Source organism: Brachybacterium sp. HMSC06H03, from assembly GCF_001807385.1.
GTDB classification, from domain to species: domain Bacteria; phylum Actinomycetota; class Actinomycetes; order Actinomycetales; family Dermabacteraceae; genus Brachybacterium; species Brachybacterium conglomeratum.
Map to the genome: position 1 here is coordinate 1 of NZ_KV788961.1, position 17,931 is coordinate 17,931.

Annotated in this window: 19 protein-coding genes; 12 read left to right on the top strand and 7 right to left on the bottom strand. The window is 72.2% G+C overall.

Annotated features, from left to right (window positions below; genetic code table 11):
- Positions 1-210 precede the first annotated feature (210 nt).
- Entirely contained in the window at positions 211-1,224 is a 1,014-nt protein-coding gene (locus HMPREF3159_RS16095) for a 4-hydroxy-3-methylbut-2-enyl diphosphate reductase (protein ID WP_070502217.1), read from the top strand.
- Positions 1,225-1,288: 64 nt separating this feature from the next.
- Positions 1,289-3,313, top strand: coding sequence for a vWA domain-containing protein (locus tag HMPREF3159_RS16100; protein WP_070502218.1), 2,025 nt, complete (start codon positions 1,289-1,291; stop codon positions 3,311-3,313).
- A 110-nt stretch (positions 3,314-3,423) separates the two neighbouring features.
- On the opposite strand, the gene HMPREF3159_RS16105 is transcribed toward HMPREF3159_RS16100, so the two are convergent.
- Positions 3,424-4,632, bottom strand: a complete 1,209-nt coding sequence (locus HMPREF3159_RS16105) for a DNA recombination protein RmuC (RefSeq protein WP_246821660.1) — start codon at positions 4,630-4,632, stop codon at positions 3,424-3,426.
- Between the two features lie 58 nt (positions 4,633-4,690).
- On the bottom strand, positions 4,691-5,059 hold the full coding sequence (locus tag HMPREF3159_RS16110) for a winged helix-turn-helix transcriptional regulator (RefSeq protein ID WP_070502220.1): 369 nt from the start codon (positions 5,057-5,059) through the stop codon (positions 4,691-4,693).
- 262 nt (positions 5,060-5,321) lie between these two features.
- Here HMPREF3159_RS16110 and HMPREF3159_RS16115 point away from each other — a divergent pair, with 262 nt between their 5' ends.
- The 4 genes from HMPREF3159_RS16115 (at position 5,322) to HMPREF3159_RS16130 (ending at position 7,991) form a co-directional block, all read left to right on the top strand.
- A complete protein-coding gene (locus HMPREF3159_RS16115; protein ID WP_070502221.1) occupies positions 5,322-5,972 on the top strand; it encodes an NAD(P)-dependent oxidoreductase in 651 nt (216 codons plus the stop codon).
- A gap of 206 nt (positions 5,973-6,178) precedes the next feature.
- Positions 6,179-7,264 carry a redox-regulated ATPase YchF gene (gene ychF, locus HMPREF3159_RS16120; RefSeq protein WP_070502222.1) on the top strand — a complete coding sequence of 362 codons (1,086 nt, stop codon included), beginning with the start codon at positions 6,179-6,181 and terminating at the stop codon, positions 7,262-7,264.
- A gap of 92 nt (positions 7,265-7,356) precedes the next feature.
- Positions 7,357-7,581: a type II toxin-antitoxin system VapB family antitoxin gene (locus HMPREF3159_RS16125; protein ID WP_070502223.1), complete on the top strand. Its 225-nt coding sequence runs from the start codon at positions 7,357-7,359 to the stop codon at positions 7,579-7,581.
- Positions 7,572-7,991: a PIN domain nuclease gene (locus HMPREF3159_RS16130; protein WP_070502224.1), complete on the top strand. Its 420-nt coding sequence runs from the start codon at positions 7,572-7,574 to the stop codon at positions 7,989-7,991. The genes HMPREF3159_RS16125 and HMPREF3159_RS16130 overlap by 10 nt, the downstream gene beginning before the upstream one ends.
- Positions 7,992-8,097: 106 nt before the next feature.
- Here the strand turns inward: HMPREF3159_RS16130 and HMPREF3159_RS16135 are convergent, their stop codons facing one another.
- Positions 8,098-8,562 carry an MmyB family transcriptional regulator gene (locus tag HMPREF3159_RS16135; RefSeq protein WP_210388893.1) on the bottom strand — a complete coding sequence of 155 codons (465 nt, stop codon included), beginning with the start codon at positions 8,560-8,562 and terminating at the stop codon, positions 8,098-8,100.
- A gap of 40 nt (positions 8,563-8,602) precedes the next feature.
- Here HMPREF3159_RS16135 and HMPREF3159_RS16140 point away from each other — a divergent pair, with 40 nt between their 5' ends.
- Together HMPREF3159_RS16140 and HMPREF3159_RS16145 are read left to right on the top strand one after the other, a co-directional pair.
- Positions 8,603-9,142, top strand: coding sequence for a P-loop nucleotide/nucleoside kinase family protein (locus HMPREF3159_RS16140; RefSeq protein ID WP_070502225.1), 540 nt, complete (start codon positions 8,603-8,605; stop codon positions 9,140-9,142).
- Positions 9,143-9,155: 13 nt separating this feature from the next.
- Positions 9,156-9,542, top strand: coding sequence for a VOC family protein (locus HMPREF3159_RS16145; RefSeq protein ID WP_070502226.1), 387 nt, complete (start codon positions 9,156-9,158; stop codon positions 9,540-9,542).
- A 58-nt stretch (positions 9,543-9,600) separates the two neighbouring features.
- On the opposite strand, the gene HMPREF3159_RS16150 is transcribed toward HMPREF3159_RS16145, so the two are convergent.
- From HMPREF3159_RS16150 to HMPREF3159_RS16160, 3 genes are read right to left on the bottom strand one after another with little or no spacing between them, the layout of a single operon-like run.
- On the bottom strand, positions 9,601-10,368 hold the full coding sequence (locus HMPREF3159_RS16150) for an SCO1664 family protein (RefSeq protein WP_070502227.1): 768 nt from the start codon (positions 10,366-10,368) through the stop codon (positions 9,601-9,603).
- Positions 10,368-10,943, bottom strand: coding sequence for a DUF3090 domain-containing protein (locus HMPREF3159_RS16155; protein WP_070502228.1), 576 nt, complete (start codon positions 10,941-10,943; stop codon positions 10,368-10,370). The genes HMPREF3159_RS16150 and HMPREF3159_RS16155 overlap by 1 nt, the downstream gene beginning before the upstream one ends.
- The gene (locus HMPREF3159_RS16160; protein ID WP_210388894.1) at positions 10,940-11,659 is read right to left on the bottom strand and encodes an MSMEG_4193 family putative phosphomutase; all 720 of its coding nucleotides are present in this window, start codon (positions 11,657-11,659) and stop codon (positions 10,940-10,942) included. The genes HMPREF3159_RS16155 and HMPREF3159_RS16160 overlap by 4 nt, the downstream gene beginning before the upstream one ends.
- A 278-nt stretch (positions 11,660-11,937) precedes the next feature.
- Here HMPREF3159_RS16160 and HMPREF3159_RS17595 point away from each other — a divergent pair, with 278 nt between their 5' ends.
- On the top strand, positions 11,938-12,111 hold the full coding sequence (locus tag HMPREF3159_RS17595) for a hypothetical protein (protein ID WP_168165447.1): 174 nt from the start codon (positions 11,938-11,940) through the stop codon (positions 12,109-12,111).
- 66 nt (positions 12,112-12,177) lie between these two features.
- Complete coding sequence (locus HMPREF3159_RS16165; protein WP_070502229.1) at positions 12,178-12,495, top strand: putative quinol monooxygenase; 318 nt, start codon at positions 12,178-12,180, stop codon at positions 12,493-12,495.
- Here the strand turns inward: HMPREF3159_RS16165 and HMPREF3159_RS16170 are convergent.
- Positions 12,425-14,077, bottom strand: coding sequence for an alkaline phosphatase D family protein (locus HMPREF3159_RS16170; RefSeq protein ID WP_070502230.1), 1,653 nt, complete (start codon positions 14,075-14,077; stop codon positions 12,425-12,427). The genes HMPREF3159_RS16165 and HMPREF3159_RS16170 overlap by 71 nt on opposite strands.
- 119 nt (positions 14,078-14,196) lie before the next feature.
- Here HMPREF3159_RS16170 and HMPREF3159_RS16175 point away from each other — a divergent pair, with 119 nt between their 5' ends.
- Both HMPREF3159_RS16175 and HMPREF3159_RS16180 read left to right on the top strand, forming a co-directional pair.
- Positions 14,197-16,692: an excinuclease ABC subunit UvrA gene (locus HMPREF3159_RS16175; protein ID WP_070502231.1), complete on the top strand. Its 2,496-nt coding sequence runs from the start codon at positions 14,197-14,199 to the stop codon at positions 16,690-16,692.
- A gap of 278 nt (positions 16,693-16,970) precedes the next feature.
- Positions 16,971-17,930, top strand: coding sequence for an alpha/beta fold hydrolase (locus HMPREF3159_RS16180; protein ID WP_070502232.1), 960 nt, complete (start codon positions 16,971-16,973; stop codon positions 17,928-17,930).
- The last annotated feature ends 1 nt before the right edge of the window (position 17,931 follow it).

A 17,931-nucleotide genomic window follows, 5' to 3' on the forward strand; every position in this document is an offset into this window, starting at 1 on the left:
CGGGCGGGCCCCGGCGGCCGGGGCGCCGGTCACCTCGGCGCCCTCGCCCGCCCCGCCCGGATCGGGGGTCGTCTGCGTCATGGGGTCCACTCTTCCACGACCCGCCGACATCGCGCGGACCGGGCGGCGCCCGCTGTGGATGTCCCCGTCCTGTGGAGGGTTGGTGACTCTTGCCCCACGACCTGCCACTTCAGGCGCGGGCCTCCTACGATGGGAGGCGTGAGCACCGGAACCGTCCTCCTTGCCGAGCCCCGCGGGTACTGCGCGGGCGTCGATCGTGCCGTCGTCGCCGTCGAGCGCGCCCTCGAGCACTATGACGAGACCGTCTACGTCCGTCACGAGATCGTGCACAACAAGTTCGTCGTGGACCGCCTGAAGGAGAAGGGCGCCGTCTTCGTCGAGGAGGTCGACGAGGTGCCCGAGGGCGCGCTCGTGATCTTCTCCGCCCACGGCATCTCCCCGAAGGTCCGCGAGATGGCGGAGGAGCGCAATCTCCGCACCATCGACGCGACCTGCCCCCTGGTCACCAAGGTCCACAAGGAGGCGGTGCGCTTCGCCCGCCAGGACTACGACATCCTGCTGGTGGGCCACGTGGGCCACGAGGAGGTCGAGGGCACCGCCGGCGAGGCGCCGGAGCACGTGCAGATCGTCAACGGCCCCGAGGACGTCGACAAGGTCACCGTGCGCGACCCCGAGAAGGTCGTGTGGCTCTCGCAGACCACCCTCAGCGTCGACGAGACGATGGAGACCGTGGACCGCCTCAAGGAGCGTTTCCCCACCCTGCAGGCGCCGCCCAGCGACGACATCTGCTACGCGACCCAGAACCGCCAGGTCGCGATCAAGAAGATCGCCCCCGACGCGGACCTCGTCCTCGTCGTCGGCTCCCCGAACTCCTCCAATTCCGTGCGCCTGATGGAGGTCGCGCTCGAGGCCGGGGCGAAGGCCTCCCACCGCATCGACAGCGTCTCCGAGCTGCGCGAGGAGTGGTTCGAGGGTGTGGAGAGCGTGGGCGTGACCTCCGGCGCCTCCGTGCCGGACGTGCTGGTCCAGGAGCTGCTCGCCGAGCTCTCCGAGCGCGGCTTCGGCGATGTGAAGCCCGTGCGCACCGCCACCGAGGACCTCATGTTCTCCCTGCCGCGCGAGCTGCGCCAGGAGATGAAGAGCCGCGGCGAGTCCGACCGCCGCACCAAGCCCACCGGGGAACGCGCCACCGCCGAGTCCTGACCCGCCGGTCACCTCGCTGCGGAGACGACCGGCGGGAGCCGTCGAGATTCGGCATGATGGTCCGGTGATCCCACGCACGGCCGCCCGCCCGCTGTCCCTCGCGCTCCTGGCGACCCTGCTCGCCTCCCTCGCCGTGCTGGCCCCGGCCGGTCCGCCGCAGGCCCGCGCCGAGGGCTACAACACCGGCCGCACCGCCCCGTCGATGCTGGTGGTGGACGGCTCGGGCTCGATGCGGGCCGACGACGTCGACGGACGCAGCCGCATGGACGTGGCCAAGGAGGCGCTGAGCACCCTCGTGCCGATGCTGCCCGAGGACGCGAGCGTGGGCCTGATGACCTACGGCAACTCCGATCCTGCGACCGCGGCGAGCCAGGAGGCCGGCTGCCAGGACGTGAAGACCCTGGTCGAGCCCGAGGGCCTGGACCGCCAGGCGCTGCTCGGCGCGATCGAGGGCGTGCAGCCCTCCGGGTACACCCCGATCGGCCTGTCCCTGACGAAGGCCGCGGCCGAGCTGCCGGAGGCGGAGATGCGCTCGATCGTGCTGGTCTCCGACGGGATCGACGAGTGCGGCGGCCCGCCGCCCTGCGAGGTCGCCGCCGATCTCGCGCAGAAGCACCCCGAGATGCGCATCCACACGATCGGCTTCAAGGCCGAGCAGGACGCCCGCGACGAGCTGGCCTGCATCGCCGAGGCGACCGGCGGCACCTTCGCCGATGCCACCGACGCCGAGACCCTGCGCGACGAGCTGCTGGTGAAGATGACCCGCGCGATCCAGGGGTACGCCACCCAGGGGCAGCCGATCACCGGCGGGACCAGCCCCGAGACCGCCGTGGATCTCGCGCCCGGCTCGTTCCTCGACGTGCTCGAGCACGGCAGTGCCGCGATCGACGACGGCGAGGGGTTCTCCCGCTTCTACCGCCTGCAGCTCGCCGAGGGCGAGATCGCGCATCTCACCGCGACGATGGTGCTGCCCGGCGGGGGCGGGGACGCCAGCAGCCTCGCCCAGCTGCGCCTGGCCACCAGCTCCGCCGACGGGGTCGACTGCCGCATCGGCGAGGTCCAGGCCCGCGCGGAGGCCGACCTCGGCCAGGGGCCGATCACCGCGGCCGTCGCCACCCCGCGCCTGGGGGAGACCGCGAATCTCACCTGCTTCGGGGAGGACGCCGACGGCACGGTGATCCTCGAGGTCGAGCGCACCGGCGACCCGGCGCTCGAGGAGGCGGTGCCGGTCGAGCTGCAGTTCTTCGCGGAGGAGGAGGTGGCGCTGGACGGCCTGCCTCCCGCCGCGAAGTACGTGCGCCCGCAGGAGCCGCTCGTCGTCGCGACCGACGGTGAGCAGATCCAGCCCGCGTTCTCCTTCGCCTCCGCCGTGGAGGACCTCGACGGGCCGATGCGCGGCACGATCATCCCCGGCGAGGTGCAGTTCTTCCGCATCCCGGCTCAGTACGGCCAGCAGGTCCGCGCGGCGATCGCGCTCGGCGAGTTCGAGGTGCCCGACGGGATGGGGCTGACGCTGCAGGCCCGGCTGTACTCGCCGCTGAGGGACGACGTGTACCTCGTGGTGCCGCCGTCGGCCTCGGGCGAGGCGACCGGGGTCTCGACGAAGGCCGCGCCGAAGACCACTCTGCAGGTGAACCAGGCGGCCCCGATCCAGTTCCGCAACCGCGAGGACGGCGGCACCGAGGCCCGCACCTCCTTTCTCGCCGGGGACTACTACCTGCAGCTCGCCGTGGTCCCCTCCGACTACTCGGCGCAGCGACTGTTCGAGGTGCCCTACGTGCTCGACCTCGATGCGGTGGGCGAGCCCGCCGAGGGGCCGGAGCTGAGCGGGCAGGGCGCCGTGGAGGACCGCTCCGCCGCGGATCCCGGCTCGGCTCCCCGGGCCTCGGACGGCGGGGGAGCCTCCGACAGCGGGGGAGCCTCCGACGCGGGCGGCGCGCCCGAGCTCGAGGACCCGCCGACCGAGGACGAGCGCAGCGGATTCTCCCTGTCCCCGGTGGTGTGGGCAGTGCTCGGCGGGCTCGGCGGCGGTGTGCTGCTGGCCGCGATCGTGATCGGCGCGGTCGTGCTGGTGCGCCGGGGCCGCTGAACGGCCGACGGGGAGGGACGCGCGGTCGCGGCGGCAGGGAGCGGCCTGCGCGGCTGCGCCGGCGGCGCGTCATCCGGGTGGGGCCGACGGCGAGGCGCCTCCGTCCCGGATCAGCCGGCGGCGCGGCCCCCGCGGTCGTCGGCCAGGCGCTCCGGGCTCGCGAGCTGCGCGATCTCGTCCTCCTCGAGGGTGCGCGCGCGACGCGTGAGCTGCTCGACGTCCTCGACCGCCGTGCCTGCGAGGCCCAGGTCCTCGAAGCGGCGCGCGGTCACCATCACCCGGGACTGCAGCGAGCCGACGGCCTCGTTGAAGGCGGCGACGGAGGAGTCCAGCGACCGCCCCACCTTCCCCAGATGGGAGGTGAACGTCCCGAGCCGGTGGTGCAGCTCGCGGCCCGCCTCGAGCACCTCGCGGGCGTCGCGGTTCAGTGAGTCGGTGCGCCAGGTGTGCGCGACCGTGCGCAGCAGTGCCATGAGCGTGGCGGGGGAGGCGATCACGACGTCCTTCGCGAAGCCGTGCTCGAGCAGGTCCGGCGCGGACTCGAGCGCGGCGGCGAGCACCCCGTCGCTCGGCACGAACAGCACCGTGAACTCCGGGGTGTCCCCGAGCGCCTTCCAGTAGGCCTTGCCCGCGATCTGGTCCACGTGATGGCGCAGCGCCCGGGCATGCGCGGTGCGCCGGGCGCGGGCCCGCTTCGGGTCCTGCTCCTCGACCGCGTCGAGATAGGCGTCCATCGGCGCCTTCGCGTCCACGACCAGGGTGCGCTCGCCCGAGAGGTGGACGACGAGGTCGGGGCGCTGCCCCTTCTCCCCGTCGGCCCGGGTGCCCGCGAGCTGCTCCGAGAAGTCCACGTGCTCGAGCATCCCCGCGGCCTCGACGATGCTGCGCAGCTGCACCTCGCCCCAGCGGCCGCGCGAGGTCGGGGCGCGCAGCGCGGCGGTGAGCGCGGTGGTGCCCTGCTCGAGGGACTGCGCCCGGCGCCCCAGCTCGCCGAGATGATTGCGCAGCGCGCCCTCGGCCTCGGCGCGCGCCGCCTCGGAGCGGGCCAGGTTCCGCTCGAGCTGGGCGAGGGTCGCGGTCAGCGGCGCGAGGGTGCGCTGCAGCTCGGCCTCGCGCTCCTCCTCGGCGGCGTCGCGCCGGGCGACGTCCCGCTCGTGGCGCTCGTCGGCCAGGCGCAGCAGGCGATCGGCCGAGTCCTCGCCCGCGAGGTTCTGCGTGAGCGCGGAGCGCATGCGCTCGCGCAGCACGAGGAACGTCACGGCCGCGCCGAGCAGCGCGCCGAGGACAAGACCCAGCAGGAGCATCGTGGTTCCGCTCATGGGATCAGGACATCACGGGGGTGGGACAGCTGAGCGGACCCGGGCGCCCGGCGCGCGGTCAGGCGGTTGCGGAGACGGCGTCCCTGGAGGTCTGCACCTCGCCCATGTGGTCGGTCGCCCAGCTGATCAGTGCACCGAGAGGCTCGAGCAGCGAACGCCCCAGCTCTGTCAGCTCGTACTCGACGCGCGGCGGGATCTCGGGGTGGACGGTGCGCAGCACGAGCCCGTCGGCCTCGAGGGAGCGCAGGGTCTGGGTGAGCATCTTCTGGGAGATGCCGTCGACCGTGTGCAGCAGCTCGGAGAAGCGGCGCGGACCGTCCTCGAGCGTGGTGATCAGCAGCACCGTCCAGCGGTCGCCGATGCGATCCAGCAGGCGGCGCGAGGGGCAGTCGCGGGCGAAGGGGTCGTACGGGCGTGGGGTGGACATCGGGCGGTCTCCTCGAGGGCGGGAACGGCGGCGGACGGACTGCGGGTGAGAGAGGTCGACGGCCCGGCGGGCCGGGGCCGTCGCGGGGGAGGGTCGACGGTGGCGAGGGGGGGGGGTACCGCGAAGTGCCTACTTCCCCGCAGAGAGAAGGTTACCTACAGTGAGCATGCAGGTCCACGCCACACTGTGGATCTCTCATCGAGACGGCACCCTCGACGGTGCCACGCAGCAGCGCCCCGCAGCGGGCGCGGAAGGAGAGCACATGGCTCGCATCGTCATCCTCGGCGGCACCGGCTACGCAGGAGGCCACCTCGCGCAGGAGGCCGCAGGCCGCGGCCACGACGTCCTCGCCCTCAGCCGCACCGCCCCCGAGCAGGTCCCCGCCGGGGTCACCCACCGCGCCGGCGACGTGCGCGAGGAGTCCTTCCTCGCCGAGGCGCTCGACGGCGCCGACGTCGTCGTCTCCGCCCTCTCGCCCCGCGGCGACATGGCCGACCTCGAGGCCTTCCGCGCCCTGATCGCGTCCGTCGCCCGTCTCGCCCGCGAGAACGGCGTGCGGCTCGGCGTGATCGGCGGGGCCGGTTCCCTGCTGGTCGCCGAGGGCGGCCCGAAGCTCGTGGACACTCCCGACTTCCCCAAGGAGTTCGCCGAGGAGCCGCGCGTGCTCGACGCCGTCCTGCAGGACCTGCGCGGCGCCGAGGAGGGGCTGGACTGGTTCTTCGTCAGCCCCGCCGCCGGCTTCGGCAGCTTCGCCCCGGGCGAGCGCACCGGCGCCTACCGCGTCGGCGGCGACGTGCTGCTGACCGACGAGAACGGCGACTCGAATCTCTCCGGCCAGGACCTCGCCGTCGCACTGGTCGACGAGATCGAGACCCCCGCCCATCGCCGCACCCGCTTCACCGTCGCGTACTGAGGGCGACTCTCCGGGGTCCCGTCGGCCGCGCGCCGGCGGGCCCCCGAGGCTGTCCGGCGGCGGCTGTAGGGCGATTGCTCGCCGGTGGACCATGACGGCCGCTCGGGCGTGGAGACGGCCGGGGGCGGCCCTGTGCAGGGCAGGGTCCGCGATCTCACTGTCCGCAGGCGTTGCCGCAGCGCCCGTGCCTCGTAGACTCATCTCCCGTGGCTCTTACTATCGGAATCGTCGGGCTGCCCAATGTCGGCAAGTCCACCCTGTTCAACGCTCTGACCCGCGCGGAGGTCCTCGCGGCGAACTACCCGTTCGCGACGATCGACCCCAACGTCGGCGTGGTCCCGCTGCCCGATCCGCGCCTCGCGCAGCTCGCGGGCGTGTTCGGCAGCGAGAAGCTGGTCCCGGCGACCGTGTCCTTCGTGGACATCGCCGGGATCGTCAAGGGCGCGAGCGAGGGTGAGGGCCTGGGCAACAAGTTCCTCGCCAACATCCGCGAGGCCGAGGCGATCTGCCAGGTCACCCGTGCGTTCTCCGACCCCGACGTGACCCGCGTGGACGGCTCCGTCGACGCCGCCGGCGACATGGAGACCATCACCACCGAGCTGATCCTCGCCGACCTCCAGACCATCGAGAACTCGATGCAGCGCCTGGAGAAGGACACCAAGCGCGGCCTCATCGACGCCGCCGTGCTCGAGAACGTCACCAAGGCCAAGGCCCTGCTCGAGACCGGCAAGACCCTCTACCAGGGCGCGAAGGACGCCGGCATCGACGTCGCCCAGCTGCGCGAGCTGCAGCTGATGACCGCCAAGCCCTTCATCTACGTCTTCAACACCGACGAGGACGGCCTCGCCGACACCGCCATGCAGCAGCAGCTGCGCGATCTCGTGGCGCCGGCCGAGGCGATCTTCCTCGACGCCAAGTTCGAGTCCGAGCTCATCGAGCTCGACGCGGACGAGGCCGCCGAGATGCTCGAGAGCACCGGCCAGGAGGAGTCCGGCCTCGACCAGCTCGCGCGCGTCGGCTTCGACACCCTCGGTCTGCAGACCTACCTCACCGCCGGCCCCAAGGAGTCCCGCGCCTGGACCATCCCCAAGGGCGCGACCGCCCCGCAGGCCGCCGGCGTCATCCACACCGACTTCGAGCGCGGCTTCATCAAGGCCGAGATCGTCTCCTTCGACCAGCTGATCGAGGCGGGCTCGATGGCCGAGGCGAAGGCCAAGGGCTGGGTGCGCATGGAGGGCAAGGAATACGTCATGCGCGACGGCGACGTGGTCGAGTTCCGCTTCAACGTGTAGGCAGGCACCTTCGCGCGTGTGCCGCAGTCGGAGCCGAGTGGCCCTCGACGCAAGTGCGATATCACGATATCGTTCTGGGGGAGGTGGTCGTGATGACGAACGTGCTGATCCGTGGTCTGAGTGAGTCTGCCGTCGAGCGCATCGATGCTGAGGCGGCGGCCCTGGGGCTCTCGCGCAACGAGTACCTGCGTCGGCGCTTGGAGCAAGATGCCCCGCCTCCAGCAGCGGCCACGGTCGATGCTGATGACTGGAGGCGCTCAGCGGAGACTTTCAGGGATCTTGCTGACCCTGACGTGATGGATGCCGCGTGGCGGTGACGAACTGGCTGGTCGACAAATCGGCATACGTGCGGATGCAGGCCGGGCAGGCGGCGAGCCTCTCCGAGTGGAACTCGCGCATTGAGCGCGGGCTTATGCGTCTTTCGACGGTGACGCGGCTCGAACTCGGCTTCTCCGTCCGCTCGGGTGAAGTGGGGCGCGAGGCGTTCGGGCTGCCTCCGCTGTCGCTCATGCCGATCGAGCACCTCACGCCCGCGATGGAGGATCGCGCCTTCGAGGTGCAGATGCTCCTCGCCGATCGTGGCCGGCACCGCGCTCCGTCCATCCCGGATCTGCTCATCGCCGCGACGGCGGAGAAGGCGGGGTTGACAGTCCTGGCCGTCGACAAGGACTTCGATCTCATCGCGGAGGTCACCGGTCAGCCTGTGGAGACGCTCGTACTGAACTGACCCAATGCGGTCGCGTCACCGCCCCATGAATCGGCTGGCGGTGCAGGATCTCAGTGGGCTTCGAGACGATGTCCTGGCACTGGTGCCGCCAGTGCCCGTGCTGACGTCAGATCCTGCGCAGCTCTGTCGCATCGGCGGCGTTCCACGCCGCCAGCAGCTGCAGTCTCTCCGCCGTCGGGGCGGTGGGCTCTGCGATGTAGGCGGACAAGGCGATCGACGGCGCGGAGTCCAGTGCGAGCTCCTCGAAGCCGAGGGCGGGCTCCCTGACCTCGTGGTGGTGGAGGATCTTCGTCCCGGCGCGGTGGACGCCGACGTCGTGAGCGGCCCAGCGGGCGCTGAAGTCCTCGCTGCGGGTGGTCAGCTCGCCGACGAGCTGACTGAGCTGCGTGTCGTGCGGCATCGCTTCGGCCTGGGCGCGCAGGATCTTCACGCAGGTGGCGGCGGCTCCGTCGAGGTCGTCGTAGAACCTGGCGGCGGCGGGGTCGAGGAGGACGAAGGATGCCAGGTTCGGCGCGGAGGCGTCGGAGACCCCGGTCAGGTCGCCCTTCTCGATCCGGGTGTAGTAGTCCACCGAGGCAGATCTCCTGGTTCCACCGTGCGCTCGCCTGGTCGTGCTCTCCGGTCTCCCGGGAGTCGGGAAGACGAGCGTCGCCGAGATCGTCGCTGCGCGCACAGGGTCGGTCCACCTGTCCGTCGACGCGGTCGAGGACTCGATGCTCGCCAGCGGTCTGCCACGAGGCTGGGTGGTCGGGGTCGCTGCCTACGAGGCGACGCGTGCGATGGCCGAGCTGAACCTTGGGCTCGGCCACGATGTCGTCGTCGACGCGGTGGACGGCAGCGACGAGGCCGGGCAGACCTGGCGTGTTGCTGCGGCACGAACAGGTGCAGACATCGAGTACGTGCACCTCCTGATCTCGGATGCGCAGGAGCATCGACGGAGGCTCCATGGCAGGGATCGAGGGCTCGCGCATGTCGGCGAATCGACCTGGGCGGACGTGCAGCGCAGGCGTTCCGACTGTGCGGCGTGGTCCGATGCCGTGCCGGAGATCGACACAGGCGAACGGACTGCCGATGAGGTTGCGGAACTTCTCGTCACCGGCCTCGGCGTGCGGGACGGCCTCGATGCTAGAGTTATCTTGGCGTCAAGATAAAGAGGAGGCGGCGATGAGGCTCCACCACGCTCAGATCTTCATCGCGCGCGACGGGGAGGATGACGCTCGCCGCTTCTACGGTGAGGCGCTCGGGCTGCAGGAGGTGTCGAAGCCGCCGTCGCTCACAGGCCGGAGCGAATGCTGGTTCCGTGCCTTCGACGGTGACGTGATCACCGCCGAGCTCCATCTCGGCGTGGAGGAGCCGTTCCGTCCGGCCGAGAAGGCCCATCCCGGTCTCGTCCTCGACACGCTCGACGAGCTCGAGGCGACGGCTGCACGCATCGAACACGCCGGCTATGAGCTCTCCTGGGCGGAGCGCGACACCTTCGAGGGGTACGTCCGCTTCCATGCGCGCGACGGCATCGGCAACCGTGTCGAGGTCACGACGCCGGCTGCGTGACATGCTGTCGGTGCAGTCGCCCGCCGCCAGGGGGTGTCGTCGGAGAGCGTGGCCGCGCTCAGAACAGCGGCCACGGCACCGCCGGCATCTCGCCGCCCGGGGCCGGGAAGAGCCCGTCCTCCTGCAGCCGGGCGCACCGCGCGGCGAGGGCTGCGAGCTCGTCAGCGCTGAGCAGGTCCGCAAGACGCTCGCCGAGCTCGCCGTCCAGACCGTCGGCGACGCGGCCGACGCCTCCCAGCTCCTCGGCGGTCAATGGCTCGCCCAGCCAGCCCCACAGGACGGTGCGCAGCTTGTCCTCGTGATGGAACGTGAGCCCGTGGTCGACGCCGAAGCGGTGCCCGCCCTCCATGGCCAGGATGTGGTCGCCCTTGCGGTCGGCGTTGTTGACGATCACGTCGAACACCGCCATGCGCCGCAGCGCGGGCGAGTCCTCATGGACCAGGACGATCCGCTGACCGTCCTGGTCCTCGCCCTCGAGGACGGCCCGCCAGCCGGCCTCCGGCACCTGGTCCGCAGGGACCAGGTCCACGGGGCTCTGATCGGGGTCCCGCTCCTGCCAGAGCTGCACCATCCCCTCGCCGAACGGTCCGTCGCGCAGCCATGTGCTCGGCACGACCTCCCAGCCGAGGGCCTCGGAGACCAGGAAGGAGGCCACCTCCCGGCGGGCCAGGGTCCCGCCGGGGAAGTCCCAGAGCGGGGCCTCGCCCGCCACCGGCTTGTACACGACCACATCGTCGCCGATCCTGCCCAGGAACGTCGCGTTCGACGCCGTCGCGAGGCGACCGGTGAGCGTCAGCTCGGCGGTCACCAGATCAGCCTGGGACATCAGGACTCGGGGATGATGCAGGTGTGGCCATCGGGGTCGATGGGGTAGCCGCAGAGCGTGCACAGGGGACGCCCGGCGTCCACGACCTCGCGGGTGCGCTGGGTGAACGCCCGGGCGGTGCCGACGGGCATCTTCACCCTCAGCATCTCGGAGTCCTCGGCGAAGGAGTCCTCCGCGAACGCGTCCTCTGCGAGCCCCTCGTCGAGCTCGTCGTCGGCGGGCAGCGGATGCGCCTCGATGATCACCTGCGCCGTGGTGGGGTCCCAGCCGATGCCGATGGTGCCGGCGCGGAACTGCTCCTGGACGGTCTCGAGCGGATCGTTGTCGACGAGCTCGACGGGCGTGCTGGTGGGCACGCTCCAGCGGTTGCCCTCGACCTCGCGGAGCCGGTCGAGGATCTCGTCGATCTTCTGCGCGAGCAGGGCCGACTGCTCCTTCTCGAGGGCGATGCTCACGATCTGCGCCCCCGTGCGCGCCTGCAGGTAGAACGTCCGGGCCCCGGGACGCCCGAGGGTCCCGATGACGACCCGGTCCGGCCAGTCGAACTCATGAACATGGGCGGGCACGTCGGTCATGGGACGATCCTAGGCGCCGGGCCGTCGGCAGCGGGAGCTCCCGCACCGCCGCCCACCGCGGCGTCGCCGGCGCGGGCGCCCTTCGCGAGCCAGGACAGATCGCCGGAGTCGGTGTTGATCGCCAGGACCCGCGGCCTGCTCGGGCCGTAGCTCACGATCGACACCGAGGCGGGTCCCGCCTCGAGCCGCTGGAACATGTCCAGGTGCATGCCGAGCGCATCGGCCAGGACCGACTTGATGATGTCGCCATGGCTCACCGCCACCCACACCGCCCCCGGACCGTGCTCGGCCTCGATCTCCGCATCATGGCGCCTGATCGCCGCCACCGCCCTGGCCTGCATCCTCCTCATGGACTCGCCGCCGGGGAAGACCACCGCGGAGGGATGCGACTGCACGGTCCGCCACAGGTCCTCCTGCGCGAGCTCGTCGAGCCGTCGGTCCTGCCACCGGCCGTAGTCGCACTCCGTGATCCCGTCCTCGACCGACGAGGGCGGCGCGACCGCCTGACGCTCGACGATGGCCCGGGCGGTCTCCCGGCAGCGGTCGAGAGGGCTGGAGACCACGCGGACCACGGGCACCGCCGCGATCCTGTCCCCGGTCCGCGCCGCCTGGTCCCGTCCGTGGGCGTCCAGGGCGACGCCGGGGGTCCGCCCTGCCAGCAGTCCTGTCGCATTGGCTGTGGTGCGACCGTGCCGCACGAGGAGAACTGTCGCCATCCCTCCAGCCTAGCTGCGTGGGTAGGGCCGTCGCGTGACACAGCAGCGGAGCTTTCGACCGAGCAGCCTCGCCGACGCCGCCTGGATGGACGTGCTCCGTGGGGTGGTCATGCGGCCCGACGTCCCCTGTGTTCGACGCCCTTCCCCTGCTCGACCGAGTCGGACCGCAGCCGTCGGCAGGTGGGTCCGGCGGCGATGCCGTCGAGCCGGTCCGTCGCGGCCTCGAGGGCGGGGACGACGCGGCGTATCCTGGGCCGCACGGCAACGGAAGGATCGTGATGAGCGCACCGCACCAGAAGCCCGACCATGACCACGCGCCCGGCCCGGGGGAGGAGACCCCGCTCCCGGACCTCGAGGACGACGAGACGATCGCGCCCCGCCCCGAGGAGGAGGTCGCCGACCTGGACCGCGAGGGTCCCGTCGCGAAGGGGCCCGGGGACGCCGCCGAGTGATCCATCTCCCCCGAGCGGCGGCTGACGGCCTCGTGGCAGGTCGAACCGCACGACGAGGGGCACAGCATGGGCGGCATCTCGCCAGCGGGCACGAGAGGCGAGGGCCGCACAGGCATCGTCGAGGTCGCCGGGCGACTGGTCTGCGGCGATCTCGACGAGGCAGCGGCGGTCCGCCGGCACCTGGCCGAGCAGGTCGCCCTCATCCGCGCCGAGCCCGGATGCCTCCGCTTCGAGGTCGAGCCGACCGAGGATCCCCTGGTCTGGACGGTCTCCGAGCTGTTCGTGGACCGTGCCGCGTTCGAGGTGCACCAGGTCAGCGCGGCTGCGGCGTCAGCGTGCGGGTGTACTGCACCTCGCCGGTCGCATCGATCAGCTCCACGGTGAACTCCTCGCCGTCGGGCGCGATCTCCACCCGGCCGAAGAACTGGCCCTTCCCGTCGCGCGGGGAGCCCATCGCGGGGCCGGCCTTCTGGAAGTCGACCTCGGGGCCGAAGGTGCCGTCCATCTCGTTGGGGCCGAAGGAGCCGGCGTTGATCGGTCCGGCCACGAACTCCCAGAACGGGTCGAAGTCGGTGAACGCGGCCCGGTCGGGGGAGTAGTGGTGCGCGGCGCAGTAGTGGACGTCGCCGGTGAGGAAGACGACGTTGCGGGTGCGCTGGGACTTGATCCCCGACAGCAGGCGCGCGAGCTCCAGCTCACGGCCCAGCGGCGCACCGTCCTCGGCGTTGGCGATCGACTCCTGGCCCTCGCCGTCGGGCACCACGATCCCCAGCGGCAGATCCGCGAGGATCACCTTCCAGGTCGCCTGCGACCTGCGCAGACCCTTCAACAGCCACTGCAGCTGCTCCTCGCCGAGCATCGACGTGGCGCGCTGCTCCTTGCCGTCGGTGTTCTCGCCCTTGTGGGTGCGCATGTCGAGCACGAACACGTCCAGCGCCGGGCCGCGGGATATCTTCCGGTAGATGCGCTCCGGCTCGAAGCCGGTGCCGGGGGTCAGGGAGCGCACGTCGGCGATCGGCTGGTACTCCTGCCAGGCGCGTCGGCCGCGCGCGGCGAGTGTGTCCACGTCGACGACGGAGTAGCGGTCGTCCTCCAGCACCTCGCCGGGCCACCAGTTGTTGGTGGTCTCGTGGTCGTCCCAGGTGGCGATGACCGGGACCTCGGCGTACAGCGCGCGGACGTTCACGTCCCTCAGGTTGTAGCTGTGGCGGCCGCGGAACTCCCGCAGCGTCTCGGCCACCTTCGCGACCTCCTCGGTGACCAGGTTGCGCCAGATCGTGCCGTCGGGCTCCTCGATGCTCTCCTCGATCGGGCCGTCGGCGTAGATGGTGTCGCCCGCGTGCAGGAAGAAGTCCGGCTCCACGGCGCGCATCGCCTCGTAGCCGAACATGCCGCCGACGTCGGGGTTGATGCCGTAGCCCTGGCCCTCGGTGTCGGCCGTCCAGACGAAGGACTGCGCCCCGTCGGAGCGGTGCCCGGGCGCGGTCCCGAAGCGGCCCGTGCCGACCTCGCCCCGCTTCCCGTTCTCGTCCTCGAAGAACAGCTCGACCTCGAACTTCGTGTCGGAGGGGAGGTCCGTCGCGCTGATCCGGGCGGTGAAGTCGGTCCGCTCGGTGGCCCAGGGGCCGCGCAGCACGAGCGGCTCGCCGTCCCGGCCGCGGGCCTTCCCGCGGCCCTTCGAGGAGGAGGTGAGGCGACGGCCCTCACGGTCCAGGGCGTGCAGGACGGCGTGGAGCCGGCCCTCGCCCGAGGCGCGGGACCAGAGCACGGCGGAGTCCATGGTGACGTCCCCGGTCTGCAGGCCGGAGGGCAGGGTCAGGGACGCGGCGCCGGGGCGGGTAGGAGCGGGACGAGCGGGCGCGGCGGAGGCGGCGCGCGGGGTGATGGCGGGGACTGCGGCGGCGAGGGAGGCCGCGGCGGCGCCCTTGAGGAGGGTGCGACGGGCGGGGGAGCGGAAGCTGTCCATGCCGGCAGTGAACTCCTCCGGGGTGACGCGGGCGTGGCCCGACGGTGAACTCCGGGCGAGCCCGGCGGTCACCGCCCGGTCCTGCTGTCGTCCCCGCAGCACGCGACTACCGTGGGGCCATGAGCACAGCGAAGCCGCAGCGACCCGACCACATCGAGGTGCGCGGAGCGCGCGTGCACAACCTCCGCGGCCTCGACGTCGACATCCCGCTGGACCGTCTGGTCGCCATCGCCGGCGTCTCCGGCTCCGGCAAGTCCTCCCTCGCCATGGGCGTGGTCTACGCCGAGGGCTCCCGCCGCTACGTCGAGGCGCTGTCGACCTACACCCGCCGACGCATGGCGCAGGCCCCGCGCGCGGACGTCGACGAGGTCGTGCACGTCCCCGCCGCGCTCGCGCTGCGCCAGCGGCCCGGGGTGCCGAGCGTCCGCTCCACCTTCGGCACCTCCACCGAGCTGCTGAACGTGCTGCGCCTGATGTACTCGCGCCTGGCCTCCCACCTCTGCCCGAACGGGCACCGCGTCCCGCCCTCGCTGCTCGTCGCCGCCGAGGAGCCCTATCCCTGCCCGGAGTGCGGAGCGGACGTGGACCCGCCCGGCGCCGAGGCGCTCGCCTTCAACTCCGAGGGCGCCTGCCCCGCCTGCGAGGGCACCGGGATCGTGCGCGAGGTCGACGACGACGCCCTGGTCCCGGACCCCTCGAAGACCCTCGACGAGGGCGCCGTGAAGCCCTGGAACATGTTCGGCTGGAAGGTGCAGCCGGACATCGCCCGCGAGTTCGGGGTGCGCACCGACGTGCCCTGGCGGGACCTCGAGGACTGGGAGAAGGAGATCGTCCTGGACGGCCCCGAGGAGAAGAAGGCGATCACGATCCGCTCGAAGAAGGGTGCCCACGACCTCGACTTCACCTTCCGCAACGCCCGCCTCACCGTCACCGAGGAGCTGCGCCGCGCCCACGACGAGAGGCGGCTCGCCCGCGTCTCCCGCTTCCTGGTCGAGCGCACCTGCCCCGCCTGCGAGGGCACGCGGCTCTCGCCCGCGGCGCGGCAACCCGAGATCGACGGGAAGGACCTCGCCGTCGCCTCCGCGATGACGCTCGACGAGCTCCTGGACTGGGCGCCGAGGATCATCGAGCCCCTACCGTCCGAGATGCATCCGATGGCGCGCGGGCTGGTGGACCAGTTCCTGCAGATGGCGGAGCGTCTCGTCCACCTCGGCCTCGGCTATCTCTCCCTGGACCGGGCCGGCTCCACCCTCTCGACAGGGGAGCGCCAGCGCGCCCAGCTCGCGCGCGCCGTCCGCAACCGCACCACCGGCGTGCTCTACGTGCTCGACGAGCCCAGCATCGGCATGCACCCCTCGAACATCGACGGGCTCGTCGAGCTGATCGGCGACCTGCTCGCTGACGGGAACTCCGTGCTCGTCGTCGACCACGACGTGCAGCTGCTGCGCGAGGCCGACGAGATCCTCGAGATCGGCCCCGGCGCGGGCGGCGACGGCGGCACCGTCATCGCCCAGGGGAGCGTCGAGGAGATCATCGTCGACGCCGCCTCCCGGCTCGGCCCGTTCCTCGACGGCCGCGAGGAGATCGTCGTCCGCGAGCGCGCCGCCGAGCAGGACGTCTTCGCGCACGGCGCGATCCGCCTGGAGAGCGCCCCGCTGCACACCGTCCGGGAGCTCGACGTCTCCGTGCCGCGCGGCCGCCTCACCGCGGTCACCGGCGTCTCCGGCTCGGGCAAGACCACCCTGGTGCTCGAGACGCTCGTGCCCGCGCTGCGCGCGAGCAGCGAGGGCCGCGAACTGCCCGGCCACGTGCACTCGCTCGAGGCCGACGGGGTCGAGCACGTCCACCGCATCGACGCGACCCCGATCGGCGTGAACGTCCGCTCTACCGTCGCCACCTACTCGGGGGTGCTGGACCCCCTGCGGCGCGAGTTCGCCCGCACCCCGGCCGCGCAGGAGCGCGGACTGACCATGGGCGACTTCTCCTACAACACCGGCTCCCTGCGCTGTCCGCGCTGCGAGGGCACGGGCCGCGTCGAGCTCGACGTGCAGTTCCTGCCCGACGTCGACATCGACTGCCCCGACTGCGAGGGCAGCCGCTACGCCCCTGAGGCCTCGGAGATCCGGCGAGGGGACGAGACCCTGCCCGGCCTGCTCTCCGCCACCGTCGCAGAGGCGATCGAGCTCGTCGGCGACGTCCGCGCCGTCCGCCGCACCCTCGAGACCCTGGTCGACCTGGGGCTCGGCTATCTCACCCTGGGCGAGGACACCCCGGCCCTCTCGGGTGGCGAGGCGCAGCGCCTCAAGCTCGCCGGGCAGATGGGCCGCACCCAGCGCGACGCCGTGTTCGTCTTCGACGAGCCGAGCGTCGGCCTGCACCCGCTGGACGTGCGCACCCTCGTGCACGTCCTGGACCGGCTCGTCGACAACGGCGCGACCGTCCTGGTCATCGAGCACGACCTCGACCTGATCGCCAACGCCGACTGGGTGATCGACATGGGACCGGGCGGCGGCGCCGCGGGCGGCCGCCTCGTCGCCCGCGGCACCCCCGAGCAGATCGCCGCCGACGACGACAGCCTCACGGGCGCCCACCTGCGCCGCCACCTGGGCGGATGACGGCGACGGCGCGTGCGGGACCCCTCGTCGGCAGTCGTCGTCGCCGCGATGCCGCGCTCCGCGCGACCGCTCATGCGCCGATGAGGGGGCGCGTGGCGGGATCACGTGGGACACCCCGCCTGTGCAGAGCACCGACGAGCCCCAGCAACCCCACCGCTCGGCGCGACGGCGAGGACTGGCCGCCGAGATCATCAACTGACGAGGGCGCGGATACGCTCCACAGCTAGGCTGGCCCCGGCCGTGCGCCGAGGCGCGGCGCCCCGGCACGAGGAGACCCCATGGCCCTGCACGAGATCACCCTCCCTTCCGCGAACGGTCGCGACGAGATCCAGGCGTGGCTGCACGTGCCCGCCGCCGAGCCCCGCGGGATCGTGCAGATCGTGCACGGACTCGGCGAGCACTCCCGCCGCTACCTGCATGTGATCAGCGCTCTCGTCGACGACGGCTTCGCCGTCCTCGCGGGCGACCACGCCGGCCACGGCGCGACCGCGATGCGCTCGGGAATCTGGGCGGACGCCGGGGACGAGGCGGCGCGCGTCGTCGTCGAGGACGAGCTCGCGCTCCAGTCTCGTGCCCGTGAGATCCTGCCCGGCCTGCCGCACGTCCTCTACGGACACAGCTGGGGCTCGATGATCGCGCGCGTCGTCGCGATCGCACCGCAGGCGCAGCTCGCCGGTCTGGTGCTCGGCGGGATCGCGGCGCAGATGCGAGGGATCGAGGCGAGCATCGACCGCGAGGCGCTCGCCGCCCTCGCCACCAGCGCGCAGAGGGCCGACCCCGCCCCCGAGGAGCTCGTCGGCCAGCTCTTCGACGGGTTCCTCGACCGCTTCGGGGAGGACGCCGGGCCCACCGCCTGGGTCGCGTTCGACGAGGACGTCGTCACCGACCACGGCCGCGACCCCCTCAACAACTTCGGTGCCCCCATGAGCGCCCGCTTCCTCCAGGGCTTCGTGGACGTCTACGACCGGGCGAACTCCGAGTCGTTCTACTCCGACCTGCCCGCCGAGCTGCCCGTGCTGATCCTCGCCGGCGACCAGGACCCGGTGGCGAACTACGGCGAGGGCGCGCTCCACGTCGCGAACCGCCTGCACGAGGCCGGACACGCCGACGTGCGCACCCGCGTCTACCCGGGCGTGCGCCACGAGGTCCACAACGAGCCCACCACCCGCGACGACGTCGTGCAGGAGATCCTCGCCTTCGCCGCGCGCGCGGCGGAGCGGAGCCGAGACGAGGGGTGAC